Annotated in this window: 17 protein-coding genes and 1 other annotated feature; of the genes, 1 reads left to right on the top strand and 16 read right to left on the bottom strand. The window is 29.1% G+C overall.

What is annotated here, in order from left to right; all coding sequences use genetic code 11:
* Positions 1–23 precede the first annotated feature (23 nt).
* From ACFYH6_RS08020 to ACFYH6_RS07975, 10 genes are all read right to left on the bottom strand, one after another.
* Complete coding sequence (locus ACFYH6_RS08020) at positions 24–299, bottom strand: DUF1292 domain-containing protein (protein WP_316342764.1); 276 nt, start codon at positions 297–299, stop codon at positions 24–26.
* Positions 300–375: 76 nt separating this feature from the next.
* A complete protein-coding gene (gene ruvX / locus ACFYH6_RS08015; protein WP_316342763.1) occupies positions 376–792 on the bottom strand; it encodes a Holliday junction resolvase RuvX in 417 nt (138 codons plus the stop codon).
* 48 nt (positions 793–840) lie between these two features.
* Positions 841–1,098, bottom strand: coding sequence for an IreB family regulatory phosphoprotein (locus ACFYH6_RS08010; RefSeq protein WP_066893994.1), 258 nt, complete (start codon positions 1,096–1,098; stop codon positions 841–843).
* A 140-nt stretch (positions 1,099–1,238) separates the two neighbouring features.
* Entirely contained in the window at positions 1,239–3,878 is a 2,640-nt protein-coding gene (gene alaS, locus ACFYH6_RS08005; protein ID WP_416179499.1) for an alanine--tRNA ligase, read from the bottom strand.
* A gap of 57 nt (positions 3,879–3,935) precedes the next feature.
* Positions 3,936–4,106 (bottom strand) — a binding site (T-box leader).
* A gap of 64 nt (positions 4,107–4,170) precedes the next feature.
* The gene (locus tag ACFYH6_RS08000; RefSeq protein ID WP_416179500.1) at positions 4,171–5,202 is read right to left on the bottom strand and encodes an AI-2E family transporter; all 1,032 of its coding nucleotides are present in this window, start codon (positions 5,200–5,202) and stop codon (positions 4,171–4,173) included.
* Positions 5,196–5,678 carry a PRC-barrel domain-containing protein gene (locus ACFYH6_RS07995; protein ID WP_416179501.1) on the bottom strand — a complete coding sequence of 161 codons (483 nt, stop codon included), beginning with the start codon at positions 5,676–5,678 and terminating at the stop codon, positions 5,196–5,198. Before ACFYH6_RS07995 ends, ACFYH6_RS08000 begins: the two co-directional genes overlap by 7 nt.
* A 93-nt stretch (positions 5,679–5,771) precedes the next feature.
* Positions 5,772–6,854 carry a tRNA 2-thiouridine(34) synthase MnmA gene (gene mnmA / locus ACFYH6_RS07990; protein WP_416179502.1) on the bottom strand — a complete coding sequence of 361 codons (1,083 nt, stop codon included), beginning with the start codon at positions 6,852–6,854 and terminating at the stop codon, positions 5,772–5,774.
* An 8-nt stretch (positions 6,855–6,862) separates the two neighbouring features.
* The gene (nifU, locus tag ACFYH6_RS07985; protein ID WP_416179503.1) at positions 6,863–7,294 is read right to left on the bottom strand and encodes a Fe-S cluster assembly scaffold protein NifU; all 432 of its coding nucleotides are present in this window, start codon (positions 7,292–7,294) and stop codon (positions 6,863–6,865) included.
* A complete protein-coding gene (gene nifS / locus ACFYH6_RS07980) occupies positions 7,278–8,477 on the bottom strand; it encodes a cysteine desulfurase NifS (RefSeq protein WP_416179504.1) in 1,200 nt (399 codons plus the stop codon). Before nifS ends, nifU begins: the two co-directional genes overlap by 17 nt.
* Before the next feature lie 2 nt (positions 8,478–8,479).
* Entirely contained in the window at positions 8,480–8,932 is a 453-nt protein-coding gene (locus ACFYH6_RS07975) for an Rrf2 family transcriptional regulator (protein WP_316342757.1), read from the bottom strand.
* Between the two features lie 176 nt (positions 8,933–9,108).
* On the opposite strand from ACFYH6_RS07975, the gene ACFYH6_RS07970 reads away from it, so the two are divergent.
* Positions 9,109–10,548, top strand: coding sequence for a DDE-type integrase/transposase/recombinase (locus tag ACFYH6_RS07970; RefSeq protein ID WP_416180558.1), 1,440 nt, complete (start codon positions 9,109–9,111; stop codon positions 10,546–10,548).
* 283 nt (positions 10,549–10,831) lie between these two features.
* Here the strand turns inward: ACFYH6_RS07970 and ACFYH6_RS07965 are convergent, their stop codons facing one another.
* The 6 genes from ACFYH6_RS07965 to ACFYH6_RS07940 all read right to left on the bottom strand — a co-directional run bounded on the left by ACFYH6_RS07965 (position 10,832) and on the right by ACFYH6_RS07940 (position 18,522).
* A complete protein-coding gene (locus tag ACFYH6_RS07965; protein WP_416180328.1) occupies positions 10,832–12,076 on the bottom strand; it encodes a replication-associated recombination protein A in 1,245 nt (414 codons plus the stop codon).
* A 27-nt stretch (positions 12,077–12,103) separates the two neighbouring features.
* Complete coding sequence (locus tag ACFYH6_RS07960) at positions 12,104–12,613, bottom strand: hypothetical protein (RefSeq protein WP_416180329.1); 510 nt, start codon at positions 12,611–12,613, stop codon at positions 12,104–12,106.
* 130 nt (positions 12,614–12,743) lie between these two features.
* Entirely contained in the window at positions 12,744–15,371 is a 2,628-nt protein-coding gene (gene adhE / locus ACFYH6_RS07955; RefSeq protein ID WP_416180330.1) for a bifunctional acetaldehyde-CoA/alcohol dehydrogenase, read from the bottom strand.
* Between the two features lie 466 nt (positions 15,372–15,837).
* On the bottom strand, positions 15,838–16,632 hold the full coding sequence (locus tag ACFYH6_RS07950; protein WP_316345513.1) for an ABC transporter ATP-binding protein: 795 nt from the start codon (positions 16,630–16,632) through the stop codon (positions 15,838–15,840).
* Entirely contained in the window at positions 16,598–17,518 is a 921-nt protein-coding gene (locus ACFYH6_RS07945; protein WP_316345512.1) for an ABC transporter permease, read from the bottom strand. The genes ACFYH6_RS07950 and ACFYH6_RS07945 overlap by 35 nt, the downstream gene beginning before the upstream one ends.
* Positions 17,518–18,522: an ABC transporter substrate-binding protein gene (locus ACFYH6_RS07940; RefSeq protein WP_416180331.1), complete on the bottom strand. Its 1,005-nt coding sequence runs from the start codon at positions 18,520–18,522 to the stop codon at positions 17,518–17,520. Before ACFYH6_RS07940 ends, ACFYH6_RS07945 begins: the two co-directional genes overlap by 1 nt.
* Between the last annotated feature and the right edge of the window lie 18 nt (positions 18,523–18,540).

The following is an 18,540-nucleotide window of genomic DNA, read 5'->3' as shown; positions in this document are numbered from 1 at the left end:
ACATTATTTTATTTATTTAAAAACTACTCTTCTTCTGAAAAAATAGTATCATATGCTTCTTGAACTGCAGCAAGTTCTACTTCATCATCAATAGGAATTAATAAATCATCCCCATCTTCATCTACTCCTACTTTTAAAGCAAATATATCATCTTCAGTGTAATTATCATCATATACTATAACATATTCACTTTTTTCTTCTGTATCTGGATTCACCATATCAAAAAATGCTACAACATTTAATTTCACTAAATTACCATCTTCATCATATAATTCTAATTGTTTTAAATCTTTATTCATAAAAATCTCCTTTTTTTATAATTGTAATTTTCCACTTGTCACTTGTCAATAATAATTTTCAATTGATACTAAAGTATTATTTCATACTTAATCTATCTAAGTACCCTTGAAGGATATAAATAGCAGCAATTTTATCCACTATTTTTTTCCTTTTATTCCTTGATAAATCTGCTTCTATCATAGCTTTATGAGCTGCCACTGTGGTTAATCTTTCATCCCACATTTCAACTTTTAAACCTGTGTAATCTTTTATTTGATTTGAAAATTCAAGAACTCTTTCTCCCGACTCTCCAATACTTCCATTCATATTTTTAGGCAATCCAATAACTATAGTTTCAACTGAATATTCTTTACATATTTTTTTAACTTCTTCAAGGTCATTTTCTTTCTTAGTTCTTCTAATAGTAGTTATTCCTTGAGCAGTCCATCCTAATGGATCACTTATTGCAACACCAATAGTTTTTGATCCTATATCTAAACCTAATATTCTCATCTATTACTCCTTAAAAATTAAAGAGTGCCCGAATAAAACGGGCACTCTTTATTTTATTTCTAAATAAGATTTTATAACTTCCTCAAGAATTTCATCTCTTTCAAGTTTTCTTAGTAAAGCTCTTGCTCCGTTGTAGCTTGTAATGTAAGAAGGGTCTCCTGAAATGAGATATCCAACTAGCTGATTAACTGGGTTATAACCTTTCTCTTGTAAGGCATTATAAACATCTGTTAATATTGATTTTGTTAAATCTCCTTTGTTGATGTTTAAATTAAATTGCATTGTTGCATCTAAGTTATTGTTCATATAACTGCTGCTAATTGCAGCCCACCCCCTTACTTATATTTAGTTAAATTCTTCTAATAATAGTATATCATTTATTTCGAATTTTATTCAATGTTTATATCTATTAATTATATTATAAACTAAAATTTTTTAAAAGTACACTATTTTACCAAAGTTTCTATTACAGAATAAGTTTTTTCCATTGCAGTTTTTATATTTTCAGGATTCTTACCACCGGCTTGAGCCATATCTGGTCTTCCTCCTCCACCACCACCAACTATAGCAGCTACTTCTTTAATTATCTTACCACAATGAATACCCTTATCTAATACATCTTTTGTTGCCATTGATATTAAATTTACTTTTCCAGAAACATTACTAAATAATACAACTACTCCACTTGAAAGTTTATTTCTAACCTTATCAGCAAGGTCTCTTAAGGAATTTCCATCTATATCTGCTACTTCAAATACAGCCACTTTAACTCCATTAACATCTTTAACTGAAGCTATAATTTCATCTTCAACTCCTGATGCTAATTTATTTTTAAGTTCTAGTATTTCTTTTTCTTTTTCTTTAATTTCTGTACCTTGAGAAGCTATTTTCTTAAGTACATCTTTTTCACTACACTTAAGAACGCTACATGCTTCTTTTAACAGTCTTTGTTTTTCTTCCATGTATTTTATTGCATTAATACCAGTTACAGCTTCTATTCTTCTAATTCCTGCTGCTACACCTGCTTCAGATATTATTTTAAATAATCCTATTTCTCCTGAATTATGAACGTGTGTACCTCCACAAAGTTCCTTTGAGAATTCTCCAACACTAACAACTCTCACTTTATCTCCATATTTATCATCAAATAAAGCCATAGCTCCTGAATTTCTAGCTTCATCTAAAGTCATTAAATCAGTATGGACATTAAATACTTCCATTATTTTAATATTAACTAGATCTTCTAATTTTTGAACTTCTTCTTCTGATAATGCTTTAAAATGTGCAAAGTCAAATCTTAATCTTTCATCATCTACATATGAACCAGCTTGATTTACGTGTTTACCAACTACTTGCTTTAATGCTTCATGTAACATATGTGTTGCCGTATGATTTTTTGCAATATTATTTCTTCTTAATAAGTCTATTTTTAGTGTTGCATCTTCATTTATTTTTATATTACCTTCAGTAACTTTAACATAATGTATAGTTTTTCCACCAACATTTTTCTTTGTGTCATAAACATATGCTTCTCCACTAGTAGTCTTAATAGTACCCTTATCTCCTACTTGACCACCCATTTCAGCATAGAATGGAGTTTCTTCAGTTACTATATAACCTTTATCTCCCTTTGATAATTCATTTACGAAATCAGTATCATTTGCTAAAACAAGAATTTTTGAATTAACTTCAATATTATTATATCCAATAAATTCAGTATTAATTGAAGCTTCTATCTTATTTATTGGGCTTTCATCACTTCCCATATAAGAGGATTCACCTCTAGCACTTCTAGCTCTTTGTCTTTGTTCTTCCATTTCCTTTTTGAAAGAATCATGATCAACCTTCATGCCTTTTTCTTCTAATATTTCTTCTGTTAATTCAATTGGGAATCCATAGGTATCATATAACTTAAATGCCTTTTCTCCCTTTAAGATATTTTCCTTTGAAGCTTCCATTTCTTCAATATAATCATTTAATATAATCATTCCTGAATCTATAGTTTCATTGAATCTTTCTTCTTCTAAAGAAACTATTTTTTCAATATATTCCTTGTTCTCTTTAAGACTTGGATATGCATCTCCATAATTATCAACTACAGATTCAACAATTTCAGTTAAGAATAATCCTTTAATTCCTAATAATCTTCCATGTCTTGCAGCTCTTCTTAAAAGCCTTCTTAAAACATATCCTCTTCCTTCGTTACTTGGTTGAACTCCATCTGAAATAAGCATAGTAACAGATTTAACATGATCTGTAATTATTCTTAAAGATATATCCTTTTGAGAATTTTCTCCATACTTAACTCCTGAAAGTTCAGCAACTTTGTTTAATATATTTTTAACTGTATCTATTTCAAATATATTATCTACACCTTGCATAATTGTAGCAATTCTTTCAAGGCCCATTCCTGTATCTATATTAGGATTTGCTAACTTATTGTAGTTTCCTTCTTCATCCTTATCAAATTGAGTAAATACTAAATTCCAAAATTCAACTACTCTATCTTCATCAGCTGCTTTTACAAAGTCATCTACGTTTGTAATAACACCTTCTCCTCTATCGAAATGTATTTCAGTACAAGGTCCACATGGTCCTACACCTATTTCCCAAAAGTTATCTTCTTTACCTAATCTAAAAATTCTTTTTGGATCTACATCAGTTTTTTTACACCATATATCAAAAGCTTCATCGTCTTCTAAATAAATAGTTACGTATAATTTCTCCTTTGGGATTTGTAAAGTTTCAGTAATAAATTCCCATGCCCAAGGTATTATTTCTTCTTTAAAGTAATCACCAAATGAAAAATTACCAAGCATTTCAAAGAAAGTACCATGTCTTGATGTTTTACCTACATTTTCAATATCACCAGTTCTAATACACTTTTGGCAAGTTGTAATTCTTTTTCTTGGTGGCTCTTGTAATCCTGTAAAATACGGCTTAAGAGGTGCCATACCTGCATTTATTAACAATAATGATTTATCATTTTTAGGCACTAAAGGGAAACTCTCTAATCTTAAGTGCTCTTTTGATTCAAAAAATCTTAAATAAGCTTCTCTAAGCTCATTAGTTCCTATGAATTTCATAATTTTACCTCCATTTATAGCTTTATATAATAAAAAAAGTTTCCATCCCTATATAGAATAAGGGACGAAAACATATATTCCGCGGTACCACCCTAATTATGCATAAATGCATCACTTAGATAAAAACAGCTCCAAGATAGCTTCAATATATTATGTAAGAAGTTTTCAGCCGCCACTTCCTCTCTGAATACATAGTGTATATTTACTCATTCTCTTCAACGCTAAATATTAATTTTTATTTTATTTCAATGAAATTATAGTTTATTTATTATAATATGTCAATTATTTTATTTTAGAACAAATAATCATTAATATCCTCATAAATAATCTTAATAATAACACCTATAGGTACTATAATTATCATTCCAATAAATCCACCTAATTTATCACCAATTAAGAGTAATATTATAATGATAATTGGATGCATATTAGTGCTGTCACCAGTTATTTTAGGGGATAATATATTTCCTTCTATTTGTTGAATAATAAATACAATCACTAAAGTCCATAATGCTTTATTAGGAGATTCCATAAGTGCTATAAAAACTGCTGGAATTCCTCCAATTATAGGACCAAAATAAGGAATAATATTTAAAACTCCATTAAAAACACCTAGTAATATAGAAAACTTAACCTTCAAAAAGAAAAGTGCTATTGTTGTTAAAACTCCAATAATTAAGGATAAAAGCAATTGACTTATTATGTACCTAGACAATACCTTATCAATATGAGTTATAACTTTCTTGGCTAAAACTCTTTTTTCTGTAGGTAAAATTAATAAAAGTTTATTAAAAATTAATTCACCATCTACAAGAAAATAATATGTTACTATGGGTATTATAGCTAAAGATATAATACTTTCTAAAGAAGATATTAAATTATCTACTAAAGAATTTGAAAAATTCCTAAAGAAGATATTAGTTTCATCACTTATTCTTCCATATACAACATCAAAAAATGAAATATTATTTATATTTAACTTTTTAGCTAGGTCCTCAACATAAATATCTATATTATCTAGTATATTACCCAAATTATAGCTTTCTCTTATAATAGAAGGAATCAATATATAAACAAATATTGAAATAGAAAAAATTATGCTAAGTATTATAATTATTGAAGATGTTCTTTTCTTAATCTTAATCTTATCACATAATATATTTCTTAAAGGCTTTAATGTATATGCTAATATAAAGCTTATAAAAATTATATTTATTATACTATTCAATGTCTTCAATTTTAAATATAAAATTATGATAAAAATTAATAATATTATTAATAAGCTGTAATAAATTCCTTTTTTCATTTTATTACTAATCAGCATGTTTTCCTCTTTCTTGGAATACTTTTAAACATTACTTTACTATCTCCGTAATATAAAATAAAGTCTTCTCCTAAGATACATTCCTTTAAAAGTAATATTTCCTTTCCTTTAATTATTCTGTCAAATATCCCTGAGCTTATAATCAATCCTTTTATAGATAAATCCTTTCTATCTATAATTAAATCCTCTAGTATTCCTTTAATAATATTATTTTTATCTTTTACATCTATATCTTTAATACTTCTAAAGGATATTCCTTCTTTTTTCTTTAATTCTTTAATAATCATCACATCTTCTATATAAACAATATCTTCTGCCTTAATAAAATTCCTTTTAGTAAAAATCAAATAATTAGAAATTAAAAAGCCTTTTATTTTCCCATTATAAAAATCTATATAAATATCATCTATAATCCCTAGATACTTCCCCCTAATATCAAAAACCTTAAGCAAATAAAAATCTTTTGTTTTTAACAAAATAGCATCACACCCTTCAAAGAAGCTTAGGATTATTTTTTCCTAAAAGGAAAAAAAAATTCCTATATATTAAAATATAGGAACTTTTATCTTTTATATTATTTTTTCTATTATTCCGCCACCAACTACTATATTGTCATCATAGAAAACAACGGATTGTCCTTTAGTTATAGCTCTTTGCTTATCCTTAAATGAAACCTTAATTTTACCATCCTCTAAAGGATATATTATAGCTTCACAAGGTTTTGCTGAATACCTAACCTTCGCTTGAACTGTCATTTCCTTTTCAAGTTTATCAAAAGGAATAAAATTAACATCCTTTGCAACTAAATCAGTCTTAAATATATCTTCTTCTGGTCCAAGAACAACTTCATTAGTATTAGGATTAATATCAGTAACAAAAACTGGTCTTCCTAAAGCTATGCCTAGTCCTTTTCTTTGACCTATAGTGTAATATACTATTCCCTTGTGCTTTCCTAATATATTACCATTTTTATCAACAAAATTACCTTGATTTACTTCATTAGGTCTAACTAGTGTAATAAATTTACCATGATTATTATCTGGTATAAAACATATTTCTTCACTATCTTTTTTATTGTGAACTGCTAAACCTATTTCTTTTGCTATTTCTCTTATTTTATCCTTTGTATAATCCCCACAAGGCATTAAAGTTTGGCTTAATTGCTCTTGAGTAAAATTATATAATGCATAAGTTTGATCTTTTCTATCATCATCAGCTCTAATTAGAAGATATCTACCATCTTCATTTTTTTGAATTTTAGCATAATGGCCTGTAGCAACATAATCTGCTCCAATTCCTTTAGATCTTCTTAAAAACTCATCAAACTTTATATGCTTATTACAAGCAATACACGGATTAGGTGTCTTACCTTCCATATATTCTTGAACAAAATAATCTATTACTTTTTCTTTAAAAGACTCTTTAAAATTAAGAACGTAGAAAGGAATTCCTAATTTATCAGCAACTCTTCTAGCATCCTCAACTGATGAAAGGGAACAGCATCCCCCTTCTCTTTCAACGTAGTCTTCAGATTCATCATCAAAATGTTTCATTGTTACGCCTATAACATCGTAACCTTGTTCTTTTAAAAGATAGGCAGCAACAGAGCTATCAACTCCGCCGCTCATACCTATTACTACTTTCTTTTTCATATTAATCTCTACTCATCTCCATGTACATGATCGTGAATGTCATCATGTTCTTCGAAATCCCATAGCTCTAATCCTGCATTTTTTCTATAGTCATTTATTGCTTTATGTATTGCTTCTTCTGCTAATACAGAACAGTGCATTTTTACAGGTGGAAGCCCATCTAGAGCTTCTGCAACGGCTTTATTGGATAGGTCCCAAGCCTCTTCAACTGTTTTCCCTATAATTAATTCTGTTGCCATTGATGAAGATGCAATAGCAGAGCCACATCCGAAGGTTTTAAATTTAGCATCTTTTATTATATTATCTTCTATTTGTAAATAAACCTTCATTATATCTCCGCATTTGGCATTTCCAACTTCTCCAACACCACTTGCATTTTCAATTTCCCCCACATTTCTTGGATTTCTAAAATGATCCATTACCTTATCGCTGTACATCATAGTATTTTTCTCCCTTCTTAATAAAGTCTTCCCATAATGGTGACATATTTCTTAATCTTTCAATAATAGGTGGAACTACTTCTAAGACGTAGTTAACATCTTCTTCTGTTGATCCATCACCTAATGTTAATCTTAAAGATCCATGTGCTAACTCATGAGGCAACCCAATAGCTAGTAAAACATGAGATGGATCTAAAGATCCAGAAGTACAAGCACTTCCACTTGAAGCACAAACTCCTTCAAAATCTAATGATAAAAGAATAGATTCACCTTCAATAAATTCAAAAGTAATATTTACATTACCAGGTAGCCTCTTATCCCCTCTAGGACCATTTAGCCTAGTATGAGGTACCTTTAATAATCCATCTATTAGTTTATCTCTAAGAACAATTAGTTTTTTATTATGTTCTTCTAAATTTTCTGTAGCAAGTTCAATTGCTTTTCCAAGGCCTACTACTGATGGTGTATTTTCAGTTCCAGCTCTTCTAGCTCTCTCTTGACCACCACCATGAATTAAATTGTCTATTTTTACTCCTTTTCTTATATAAAGAGCACCAATTCCTTTTGGTCCATATATTTTATGTCCTGCTAAAGATAATAAATCTATATTCATTTCTTTAACATCTATCGGTATATTTCCTACTGCTTGAACTGCATCTGTGTGGAAGAAAACCTTTCTTGCTCTACAAATTTCTCCTATTTCCTTTATAGGCTGAATAGTTCCAATTTCATTATTTGCAAACATAATTGAAACTAATATAGTCTTATCAGTTATGGCATTTTTAAGTTCTTCTAAATCTATAAAGCCTTCTTTATCTACATTTAAGTAAGTTACTTCAAATCCTTGTTTTTCTAAATATTCACAAGTGTGAAGAACTGCATGGTGTTCAATTTTAGTAGTTATTATATGATTTCCTTTTTTTCTATGAGCTGAAGCAATTCCTTTAATTGCCCAGTTATCTGCTTCTGAACCACCACCAGTAAAATAAACTTCACTTAAATCACAGTTTAAAGCTCTTGCAACTCTATTTCTAGCTTTGTCTATAGCCATTTTAGTTTCTCTTGAAATACCATAGAAAGATGATGGATTACCATACTTTTCTGTAAAAAAAGGCATCATTTCTTCTAAAACCTCTGGTTTAACATAAGTAGTTGCTGCATAGTCCATATACACGTTTTTCATCTTTACTCGCTCCTCTTTACAAACTTAATAGATTCACTTTCGTGCTTTAATCTATTATAATCATCAACTATATCCTGAAGTGTTATGCTTTCCATTACTTCATCAATGCTATTTTTAATTTTTTCCCATAACAATCTAGTAGCACAAAAATCTATATTGTCACATTCAGTACCTTCAATACATTCTGCTATTTCTACAGGACCTTCAAGAACATACATAATATCTGCTACTGTAATATCCTTTGGTGCACTATTTAAAACATATCCACCTTGTGCTCCTCTTATACTTTTTATAAGCTTCGCCCTTCTTAATGGTGAAAATAATTGTTCTAAATAATATTCAGATATACTTTGTCTTTGAGAGATTGTTTTTATTGAAACAGGGGTATCTCCATAGTGCATTGCAAGGTCTACCATAGCCTTGACCCCGTACCTTCCTTTAGTAGAAAGTTTCATTATTCTTCCCCCTTTTAATGTTGGTTAGTGTAAAGTTTTTTACACTATTTTTCTTTTAATTTCTTTATATATCAAGGTTTCGAAAGTTTTTTTGCATAAAAAAACAACGACCCCCTAATTTCATGTTAAAATTGAATCGCTAAACCACAAAATCAACACGAAAGGTTGTCGTTATTATGGATTCAATTATAACTTATTTACTTGCATATAATCAATATTTAATTAAAATTATTTATCAACTTCTTTTATTTATTTCAAAGCATATTCCACTTAAACAAATGGCCTTTGATGACTCAAATAGCCCGGAATATCAAAAATTTAAAGTAGACAAGCTGCCTAAAATTCTTAAATTCGAAAAAGTAGATTATAAATTACTTTTAGCTTATTACAAGCATAGATATAATAAAACTGTAAAACCAGTCCAAAGGCGAAACGGTAAGTCTATTCCCGAAAAAACTATATGTCCTAAATGTGGTGCCCCTCACGAATATATTTATGATAACAATGGTAGTAAAGGACAGTTTCAATGTAAAGTTTGTGGTCTTACATTTAAAGAAACTAATTATGCTACTAAGCCATTAGTATTTATCTGTCCATATTGTGGAGCTACGCTTACGGAACAAAAACAACGTAAGCACTTTAGGATACATAAATGCACTAATCCTAAATGTTCCTATTATCAAAAGAATCTTAAAAAGATTCCTAAAGATATTGATCCATCTGAAAAGTATAAATATAAGCTTCATTACATATATCGTGAGTTTACTATTAACTTTTTCAAAATGGATTTAAATCGAATATCTAAGTATGCTACAGGCTTTAGTTTTAAAAAGTTTAATCCGCATATAATGGGGCTTTGCTTAACTTATCATGTTAATTTAAAGCTTTCTACAAGACAAACTGCCAATGCACTAAAAGAAGTTCATGGAATAGATATTTCACATACAATGGTAGCTAAATACGCATTAACAGCAGCTACTGTTATTAAGCCATTTGTAGATACATTTAATTACAAACCATCTAAAATACTCTCTGCTGATGAAACCTATATTAAAGTTAAAGGTATCAAGCATTATGTTTGGTTTGTAATGGATGCTTGTAAAAAATCAATTCTTGGCTATCAAGTATCTGATACAAGATCTGTAGGCCCTTGTATTCTAGCTATGCGTATGGCTTTTTATAAGTTTAAAAACTTCCCTGGTAAAGCTCTAAAATTCATTGCTGATGGCTATACAGCCTATCCGTTAGCGAAGCAACAATTTGAACTTGAAGAAAATAAAGACTTTGATTTAATTCAAGTTATTGGGCTTACTAATGATGACGCTGTATCATCTGAACATCGTTGGATTAAACAAATAGTTGAACGTCTTAATAGAACCTTTAAATCCTCTTATCGCATAACCTGTGGTTATGGTAGCGAAGATGGAGCTCTTTATGGGGTTAGTCTTTGGGTTGCATATTATAACTTTCTAAGACCTCACCCATATAATTATTGGAAGCCATTAAACGAAATTCCTGCGCTAGATGGTATTGATAATATGCCAGCTAAATGGCAAATACTTATCTCACTTGGTCAACAAACTATTTTACATATGCAAGAATCTAAAACTTCTTGATAAATAACAAAATCGCATATCGATTAAATTTTTGCCTCCGCCATCGAAGGTCTTTTCGTCATACTTAAATTTGGTGTAAATTTTAAATTTTAAAGAATAAATTGAAATTTATTCCTCTAATTTAATTAACTCTACTTTTCATACGAAACTTTACACTATCTAATGTTGACCATTTTACTTGTATTTACTTCATATATATTATCAAACCACTTAATTCTTGTCAATAATATCACATCTTTATAAAAGCTATATTAAATATTATTATAGTAATTTTTATAAAGGATTACTTTTTTACATTCTCCCAATAATTTTTTATACTATTTTCATATTTATTATTTTGTGGATTGTAGTATTTTATTCCCTCTAGATTATCTGGTAAATACTGTTGACTCACATAATTATTTTCATAATCGTGAGGATATTTATATCCTCCAACCCCTAAGTTTTTTGCTCCAGAATAGTGAGCATCTTTTAAATGTTTTGGTACATCTCCAATATTTTTATTATCCAAATCTGCCATTGCTTTAGATATTGCTAAATAAGCACTATTTGACTTAGGTAGAGTTGCAAGATATATTACTAATTCAGATAATATTAATGAAGCTTCTGGTAAACCAACCTTTAGAGCTAACTCAACTCCTGAATTTATCACAGTAAGTGCATTAGGATGTGCAAGCCCTATATCTTCTGCTGCAATTACAGAAATTCTTCTTATTATAGCTTGAAGGTTTCCTGACTTAATTAATCTTGCTAAATAGTGAACTGCAGCATCTGCATCACTTCCTCTTATACTTTTTTGAAGGGCACTTAAAAAATTATAATATTCATCTCCACTGGCATCTGCCCTTATATGAGATTGACTTAAACTCTCTATATATTCAATATTTATATTTTTAACCTTATTTAATTGAGAATTAATAGCTAGCTCTAATATATTATAAGCTTTTCTATAATCTCCTTGAGAAATCTCTGAAATATATTTTAAAGCATCTATTGTATATTCTACTTCTATTCCATCATTTATTAATCTTTTTATTGCTTTCTCTAATCCTTCAATAGTTTCTTCTATAGTTAGGGATTGAAATTGAAATATATTACACCTACTTAGTATTGCTTTATGAATTGCAAAATAAGGATTTTCTGTAGTACTCGCTATTAGTGTTACTCTTCCATTCTCAATAAATTCTAAAAGAGCTTGCTGTTGCTTCTTACTAAAATGTTGTAATTCGTCTATATATATAACTACTCCATTATAATTAAGTAAGCTATCTAGACTTTCAGTGATTTCTTGAATATCCTTAACTGATGCAGTTGTTGCATTTAATTTATAAAATTTTCTATCACTATAATTAGCCATTATATTTGCCAAAGTTGTTTTTCCAGTACCAGGAGGTCCATAAAGAATACAATTAGGTATTTTTTTACTTACAATTAAGTTATATAAAGGTTTTCCTTTACCTAATATATTTTTTTGTCCTATAAAATCTTCTAATTTTTGAGGTCTCATTACTTCTGCTAATGGTTTCATTAAATCACCTCTTCCCCTTTACAAATTTTATTTAAATCCTTCATTTAATTCTTTAGCTTTTTCAAGATTTTCATACTCTGTAAATCCTTCTATATATAGTTCTCCATTTCTTTCTTTTAAAATAACCTCTACTGGCACATCTTCTCCAATGGCTTCATCACTACCTTCTTCATGAACACTTCCATCATCATGCTCATGTACTTCTAATGATACAGCTGTAACATTTAATGTCATACACACAACATATCTACCTTGATCTTCTCTTATACTAACAATCTCACTTTCATAATTCTTAATATTTACTTCCCCAATATATCTAGAATAAAATTCTGCATAATTGCATACATAGAAATTTTTCTCACTGATATGTTTTTTCATAGTATCATCATATCCCTTTTCATAGGACAATACTAAATCTATAGTATCTTTAATATTATCTTTCTCTTTGCCTTGCAAATCCTTTGATGTACTTTGGCAACCTGTTATAACCACACTTATAATTATAATTAACATAACCTTTAATATATTTTTTTTCATTTATTCCTCCATACAATAAATTTATATTTTTATAAATACATATATAAATAATATCATAAAAAAGTTATTTCTATGTTTTTTAATAAAAAAAATAGGATACTAAAGAGCATCCTATTTTTATATTCAAAAATTATTTATTCTTTTTTGTTGCTTTTTTAGTTTCTTTAGCCTTAGGCCCTTCATAAGCATTAATATACATTTCCTTTAATTCACTCATTAATGGATATCTTGGGTTAGCTCCTGTACATTGATCATCAAATGCTTGCTCAACCATTTCATCAAGACTTGCATAGAACTTACTTTCTGAAACTCCTGCTTCTTTTATTGTCTTAGGCATATTTAATTTAGCTTGTAATTCTTCAACAGCCTTTATTAATAATTCAACTTTTTCTTCTTCACTATTTCCACCTAATCCAAGATGATCAGCAATTCTTGCATATCTCCATGCTGCATTTGGATATTTGTATTGAGCAAATGCTGCTTGCTTAGTAGGTGCATCTGTTGCATTAAATCTTATTACTTCATTCATTAATAATGAATTAGCCATACCATGTGGTAAGTGATGGAATGCTCCTAACTTATGAGCCATTGAGTGAGTAATTCCTAAGAAAGCATTTGAGAATGCCATACCAGCCATACATGATGCATGAGCCATTTTTTCTCTTGCCTTTACATTAGTAGTTCCTTCATTATATGCATCTGGTAAATATTTGAATACTAATCTAATAGCTTCTAAAGCTAAGCCATTAGTATATTCTGAAGCCATTATTGATACATATGCTTCTATTGAGTGAACTAATACATCTAAACCTGCGCAAGCAGTTAATCCCTTAGGAGATGTCATCATAAGTTCAGCATCTACTATTGCCATATCTGGAGTTAATTCATAATCTGCAAGAGGATATTTAACTCCTGTAGTTTCATCTGTAATAACAGCAAATGGAGTTACTTCTGAACCTGTACCTGCTGATGTAGCTATTGAAACCATCATAGCTTTATTACCCATAGTAGGGAATTTATATATTCTCTTTCTTATATCCATAAATGTCATAGCTAAATCATGGAAGTTAACTTCTGGATGTTCATACATAACCCACATAATCTTAGCAGCATCCATAGCTGATCCACCACCTAATGCTATTATTACATCTGGATTGAAATCTAACATTTCCTTAGCACCAGCTTTTGCACATCTAAGTGTTGGGTCTGGTTCTACATCTGAGAATATCTTATATTGTATTCCATTGTTTTCTAAAACTTCTGTTACCTTATTAGTATATCCCATATCAAATAGAACTTTATCAGTTACTATAAATGCTTTCTTCTTATCCATGTCCTTTAACTCTCCAAGAGCTACAGGTAAACAACCATATTTAAAGTAAACTTTTTCTGGAACTCTAAACCAAAGCATATTTTCTCTCCTCTCAGCTATACTCTTAATGTTAATTAAATGCTTAGGACCAACATTTTCTGAAACTGAGTTTCCTCCCCATGATCCGCATCCAAGAGTTAGTGATGGTGCTAATCTAAAGTTAAATATATCTCCTATAGCTCCTTGTGATGCTGGCATATTTATTAGAGTTCTAGCAGTTTTCATTTTTTCTCCAAATTGTAATATTCTATCTCTACACTTAATTTGATCAGTATAAAGAATTGAAGTATGACCCATACCACCTAGTTCTATTAATCTAGCTGCTTTTTCTAAAGCTTCATCATAAGATTTTGCTTTATACATAGCTAAAATTGGTGATAATTTTTCATGTGAAAATGGCTCTTCTAATTCTACTGATTCTACTTCCCCTATTAAAACTTTAGCTGATTCTGGTACATTAACTCCTGCCATTTCTGCAATTTTATAAGCTGATTGACCAACTATATTAGCATTTAAGCCACCTTTTTCATTTAATATAACTTTTCTTACCTTATCTACTTCTTCGCCCTTTAAGATATAAGCTCCTCTTTCGCTTAATTCTTTTTTAACCTCATCATATACTTGTTCTAATACTACTAATGATTGTTCTGATGCACAAATAACTCCATTATCAAAAGTTTTAGAAAGAAGTATTGAGTTTACAGCCATTTTTATATGGGCAGTTTCATCTATTATAGCTGGTGTATTACCTGCTCCAACTCCTAATGCTGGTCTTCCTGATGAATAAGCTGCCTTAACCATAGCTGGACCACCTGTTGCTAATATTATATCTGATTCTCTCATAACGTTTTGAGATAATTCTACTGATGGTTCATCTATCCATCCTATAATTCCTTCTGGAGCTCCCGCTTTAACTGCAGCTTCTAAAACTATCTTAGCTGCTTCAATTGTAGCTTTTTTTGCTCTTGGATGTGGAGAAATTATAATTGCATTTCTAGTTTTTAAAGCTATTAATGTTTTAAATATTGCTGTTGATGTAGGATTTGTTGTTGGAACTATTGCTGCTATAACTCCTATTGGTTCAGCAACCTTAGTAATTCCGTAAGTTTTATCTTCTTCTAAAACTCCACAAGTCTTCATATCTTTATATTGATTATATATATATTCAGCTGCAAAATGGTTCTTTATAACTTTATCTTCTACTATACCCATTCCAGTTTCTGCAACTGCCATTTTGGCTAATTTGATTCTATTATCATTTGCTGCAATCGCTGCTTGTCTAAAAATTTCATCAACTTGTTCTTGCGTATAAGTTGCAAAAATTCTTTGAGCCTCTCTTAATTGATTAATTCTTTGAGTTAATTCTTGTGCATTTGTTACAACCATTTTATATCCTCCTAAATGATAAGATTTATATTTTAAAAATAATTAGTTATCTTGCTAAAATTTGTTTAACTTAACTACAATCATATTGTATTTCATTGTTTTTTTTTTGTCAATCTTTTTTGTTAAATTTTTATCATATTTTTTCTATTTTCTTCTTTTTTATAAAAAATCTAAAGTAATAGCTATATTTCAGTTATATTTTTGAATTATTTTAATGTATAATTTAAATTCTTTTAATTTTTTTCTTAGTTTTTTTAAATTTTCTTAATTTTTTTAATTGTTTTAATAATTTATACAATAGATGTTATAGTTTTAAGTTTTTATTTTCATCATTTATCGTTATTTAAATAACAAACTTTTAATATAATTATTTTTTATTTAATATTACTTTTCCATTAAAATTTATAAAATATACATATAAAAAGAAAAAGAGACTGCCTAAGCAATCTCTAATTAAATTTTAACTCTATGCTAATAAACTTCTATCACTTAAATCATCATTAATATTAGCATCTTTAAATAAATTCATTAATTTTTCTGTTGTTAATTCTTCTTTTTCTTTTCCTTTAACATCTATAAGAATTTTACCTCTGTGCATCATTATTAATCTATTTCCTGTTTTTATTGCTTGCTTCAGATTATGAGTTATCATCATAGTTGTAATGTTAGTTTCCTTTACAATCCTCTCAGTTATTTCCATTATTTTCAATGAAGTTTTTGGATCTAAAGCCGCTGTATGCTCATCTAATAGTAATAATTTAGGTTTAGACATAACTGCAATTAACATACTTAATGCTTGTCTTTGCCCTCCTGATAATAAATTTACTTTGTTATATAACTTATCTTCAAGACCTAAATCTAATTCTTTAAGAAGTTTTTCGTAATATGGAATTCTTTTTTTATTTATACCGAGCGTTAATCCAAATTTCTTTCCTTTATTATCTGCTAAGGATAAATTTTCTAATAATGTCATATTAGGAGCAACACCTAATGACGGATCTTGAAAGACTCTTCCTATCATTTTTGACCTTTTATATTCATCTTTATTAGAAACATCTTCTCCATTTATTTTAATTATCCCGTCATCACATTGAATATTTCCTGATATAATATTTAATAATGTAGATTTTCCAGCACCATTTGATCCTATTATACTAATAAAATCTCCCTTATTAACTTCTAAAGAAAAATTAGAGAATACTTTATTTTCATTAATAGTATTTTCATTAAAGACTTTGTGCAATGCTTGAATCTTTAGCATCAACATCACCGCCTTTTCTATTTTTTACATAACTCTCAACTTTTCTTCTTTTTCTTTTTAATTTAAATACTCCTGAATTTAAACTTAATGCAATTATCACTATAATTGCTGTCATAAGTTTTAAATAATTTGGATTTAATCCAAACTTCAATGCCATTGCTATAGCTAGTTTATATATAATAGCTCCAAATATTGAAACTGTAGTATATTTAATAAAATTAACTTTTTTAAAAATTGAAGCACCTATTATAACTGCAGCTAATCCCATAACAACTACTCCAGTGCCCATACTAGCATCTGAGAAGCCTTGATATTGAGCTGTTAAAGCACCACTTAAAGCAACCAATCCATTGCTTATCATTAATCCTAATATCTTTATATTATTTTTATTTATTCCAAGTGAAGTAACTAATTGCTCATTATCTCCAACTGCAATTAATAAATTACCAAGCTTTGTTTTTAAAAAGAAATCAAAAGCTATCTTTACTAATAAAGCAATTAATATAATAGTAATTATATTATATTTTCCAGTAAAAATGCTTTTAGTATTAAATAATGGAATATTTGACTGTCCCATAACCATTAAATTTATTGAATATAGTCCAATCATTACTAATATTCCAGACATTAAATTAGTGATTTTAAGTTTTACATGTAAAAGTGCAGTTGCTAATCCAGCTACAGCTCCTCCTATAGTGGCAACTAATACTGCTAACCAAGGATTCACATCTTTCACTAATAAAGCTGCGCATATTGCTGCACCTAATGGATAAGTTCCATCTACAGAAAGATCAGGAAAATCTAAAATTTTATAAGTAATATAGACTCCTATAGCAACTATTCCAAAAAGCAATCCTTGTTCTAGTACATTAATTACTAAATCCACTAGTTAACACCCCCAGTTACACTTTTAGAATTTTCTTTAATTTCACTTGGGATATTTATATTTAATTTATTAGCTACATCAGTATTTATTACAATACTCATATCACTTAATGTAGTAATTTCTATTTCCTCTGGTTTTTTACCTTCTAATATTTCAGCTGCTTTATAACCAGTTTCTTTTCCGAGTTTAAAGTAATCTATTCCAATTGAACATAACCCACCTTTAGATACAACTGCTTCTTCCGCTCCCAATATAGGTATATTATTATTGACAGCAATTTGTCCAACTAAATCATAAGCTGAGGCTACAGTATTGTCTGTAGGTGTATACAATGCATCAATATCTTTTATAACAGCACTTAAATTTTGATTTATTTCATTTACATTTGTAACTCCAATTTCCTTAATCTTTATATTTAATTTACTTGCTTCAGTTTTTAATGCTTCTACTTGTACTACTGAATTTGCTTCAGAAGTATTATATATAACTCCTAAAGTCTTAATGTCTGGTTTAAGTTTAAGCAATAAATCAAGCTGCTTATCAACAGGAACCATATCTGAAACTCCAGTTAAATTAGTTCCAGAGCTTTTCCAATCCTTTGCTATACCTGCTGCAACTGGGTCAGTAACAGCAGTAAAAACTGTTGGTATTTCTTTTGTTGAATTATATACTGCTTGTGCTGAAGTAGTTGCAATAGCTAAAATTAAATCCTTTTTCTCAGAAGTAAATTTTTGTGCTATTGTTTGAGAAGTAGGGTTGTCTCCTTGAGCATTTTGATAATCGAAAGTTATATTTTTACCTTCTTCATATCCCTTTTCTTTTAATCCTTCAATGAAACCTTCCCTTGCTGAATCTAATGCTGGATGCTGTACTAATTGACTGATTCCTATATTATATTTTTTTCCTTCACCTGAAGATTCTTTTGAATCTTCTTTGCATCCCACAAAGGTACCAGCTACAATTAAAGCTAATAACCCCATTGCAACTTTCTTTTTTCCTACCATCTTTACCATCCTCCTAAT

The sequence above is a fragment of the Clostridium sp. HCS.1 genome (genome assembly GCF_047900555.1).
Lineage (GTDB): Bacteria > Bacillota > Clostridia > Clostridiales > Clostridiaceae > Clostridium.
The sequence above is the reverse complement of the archived record's forward strand: the minus strand, read 5'-3'. Positions and strand labels throughout refer to the sequence as shown.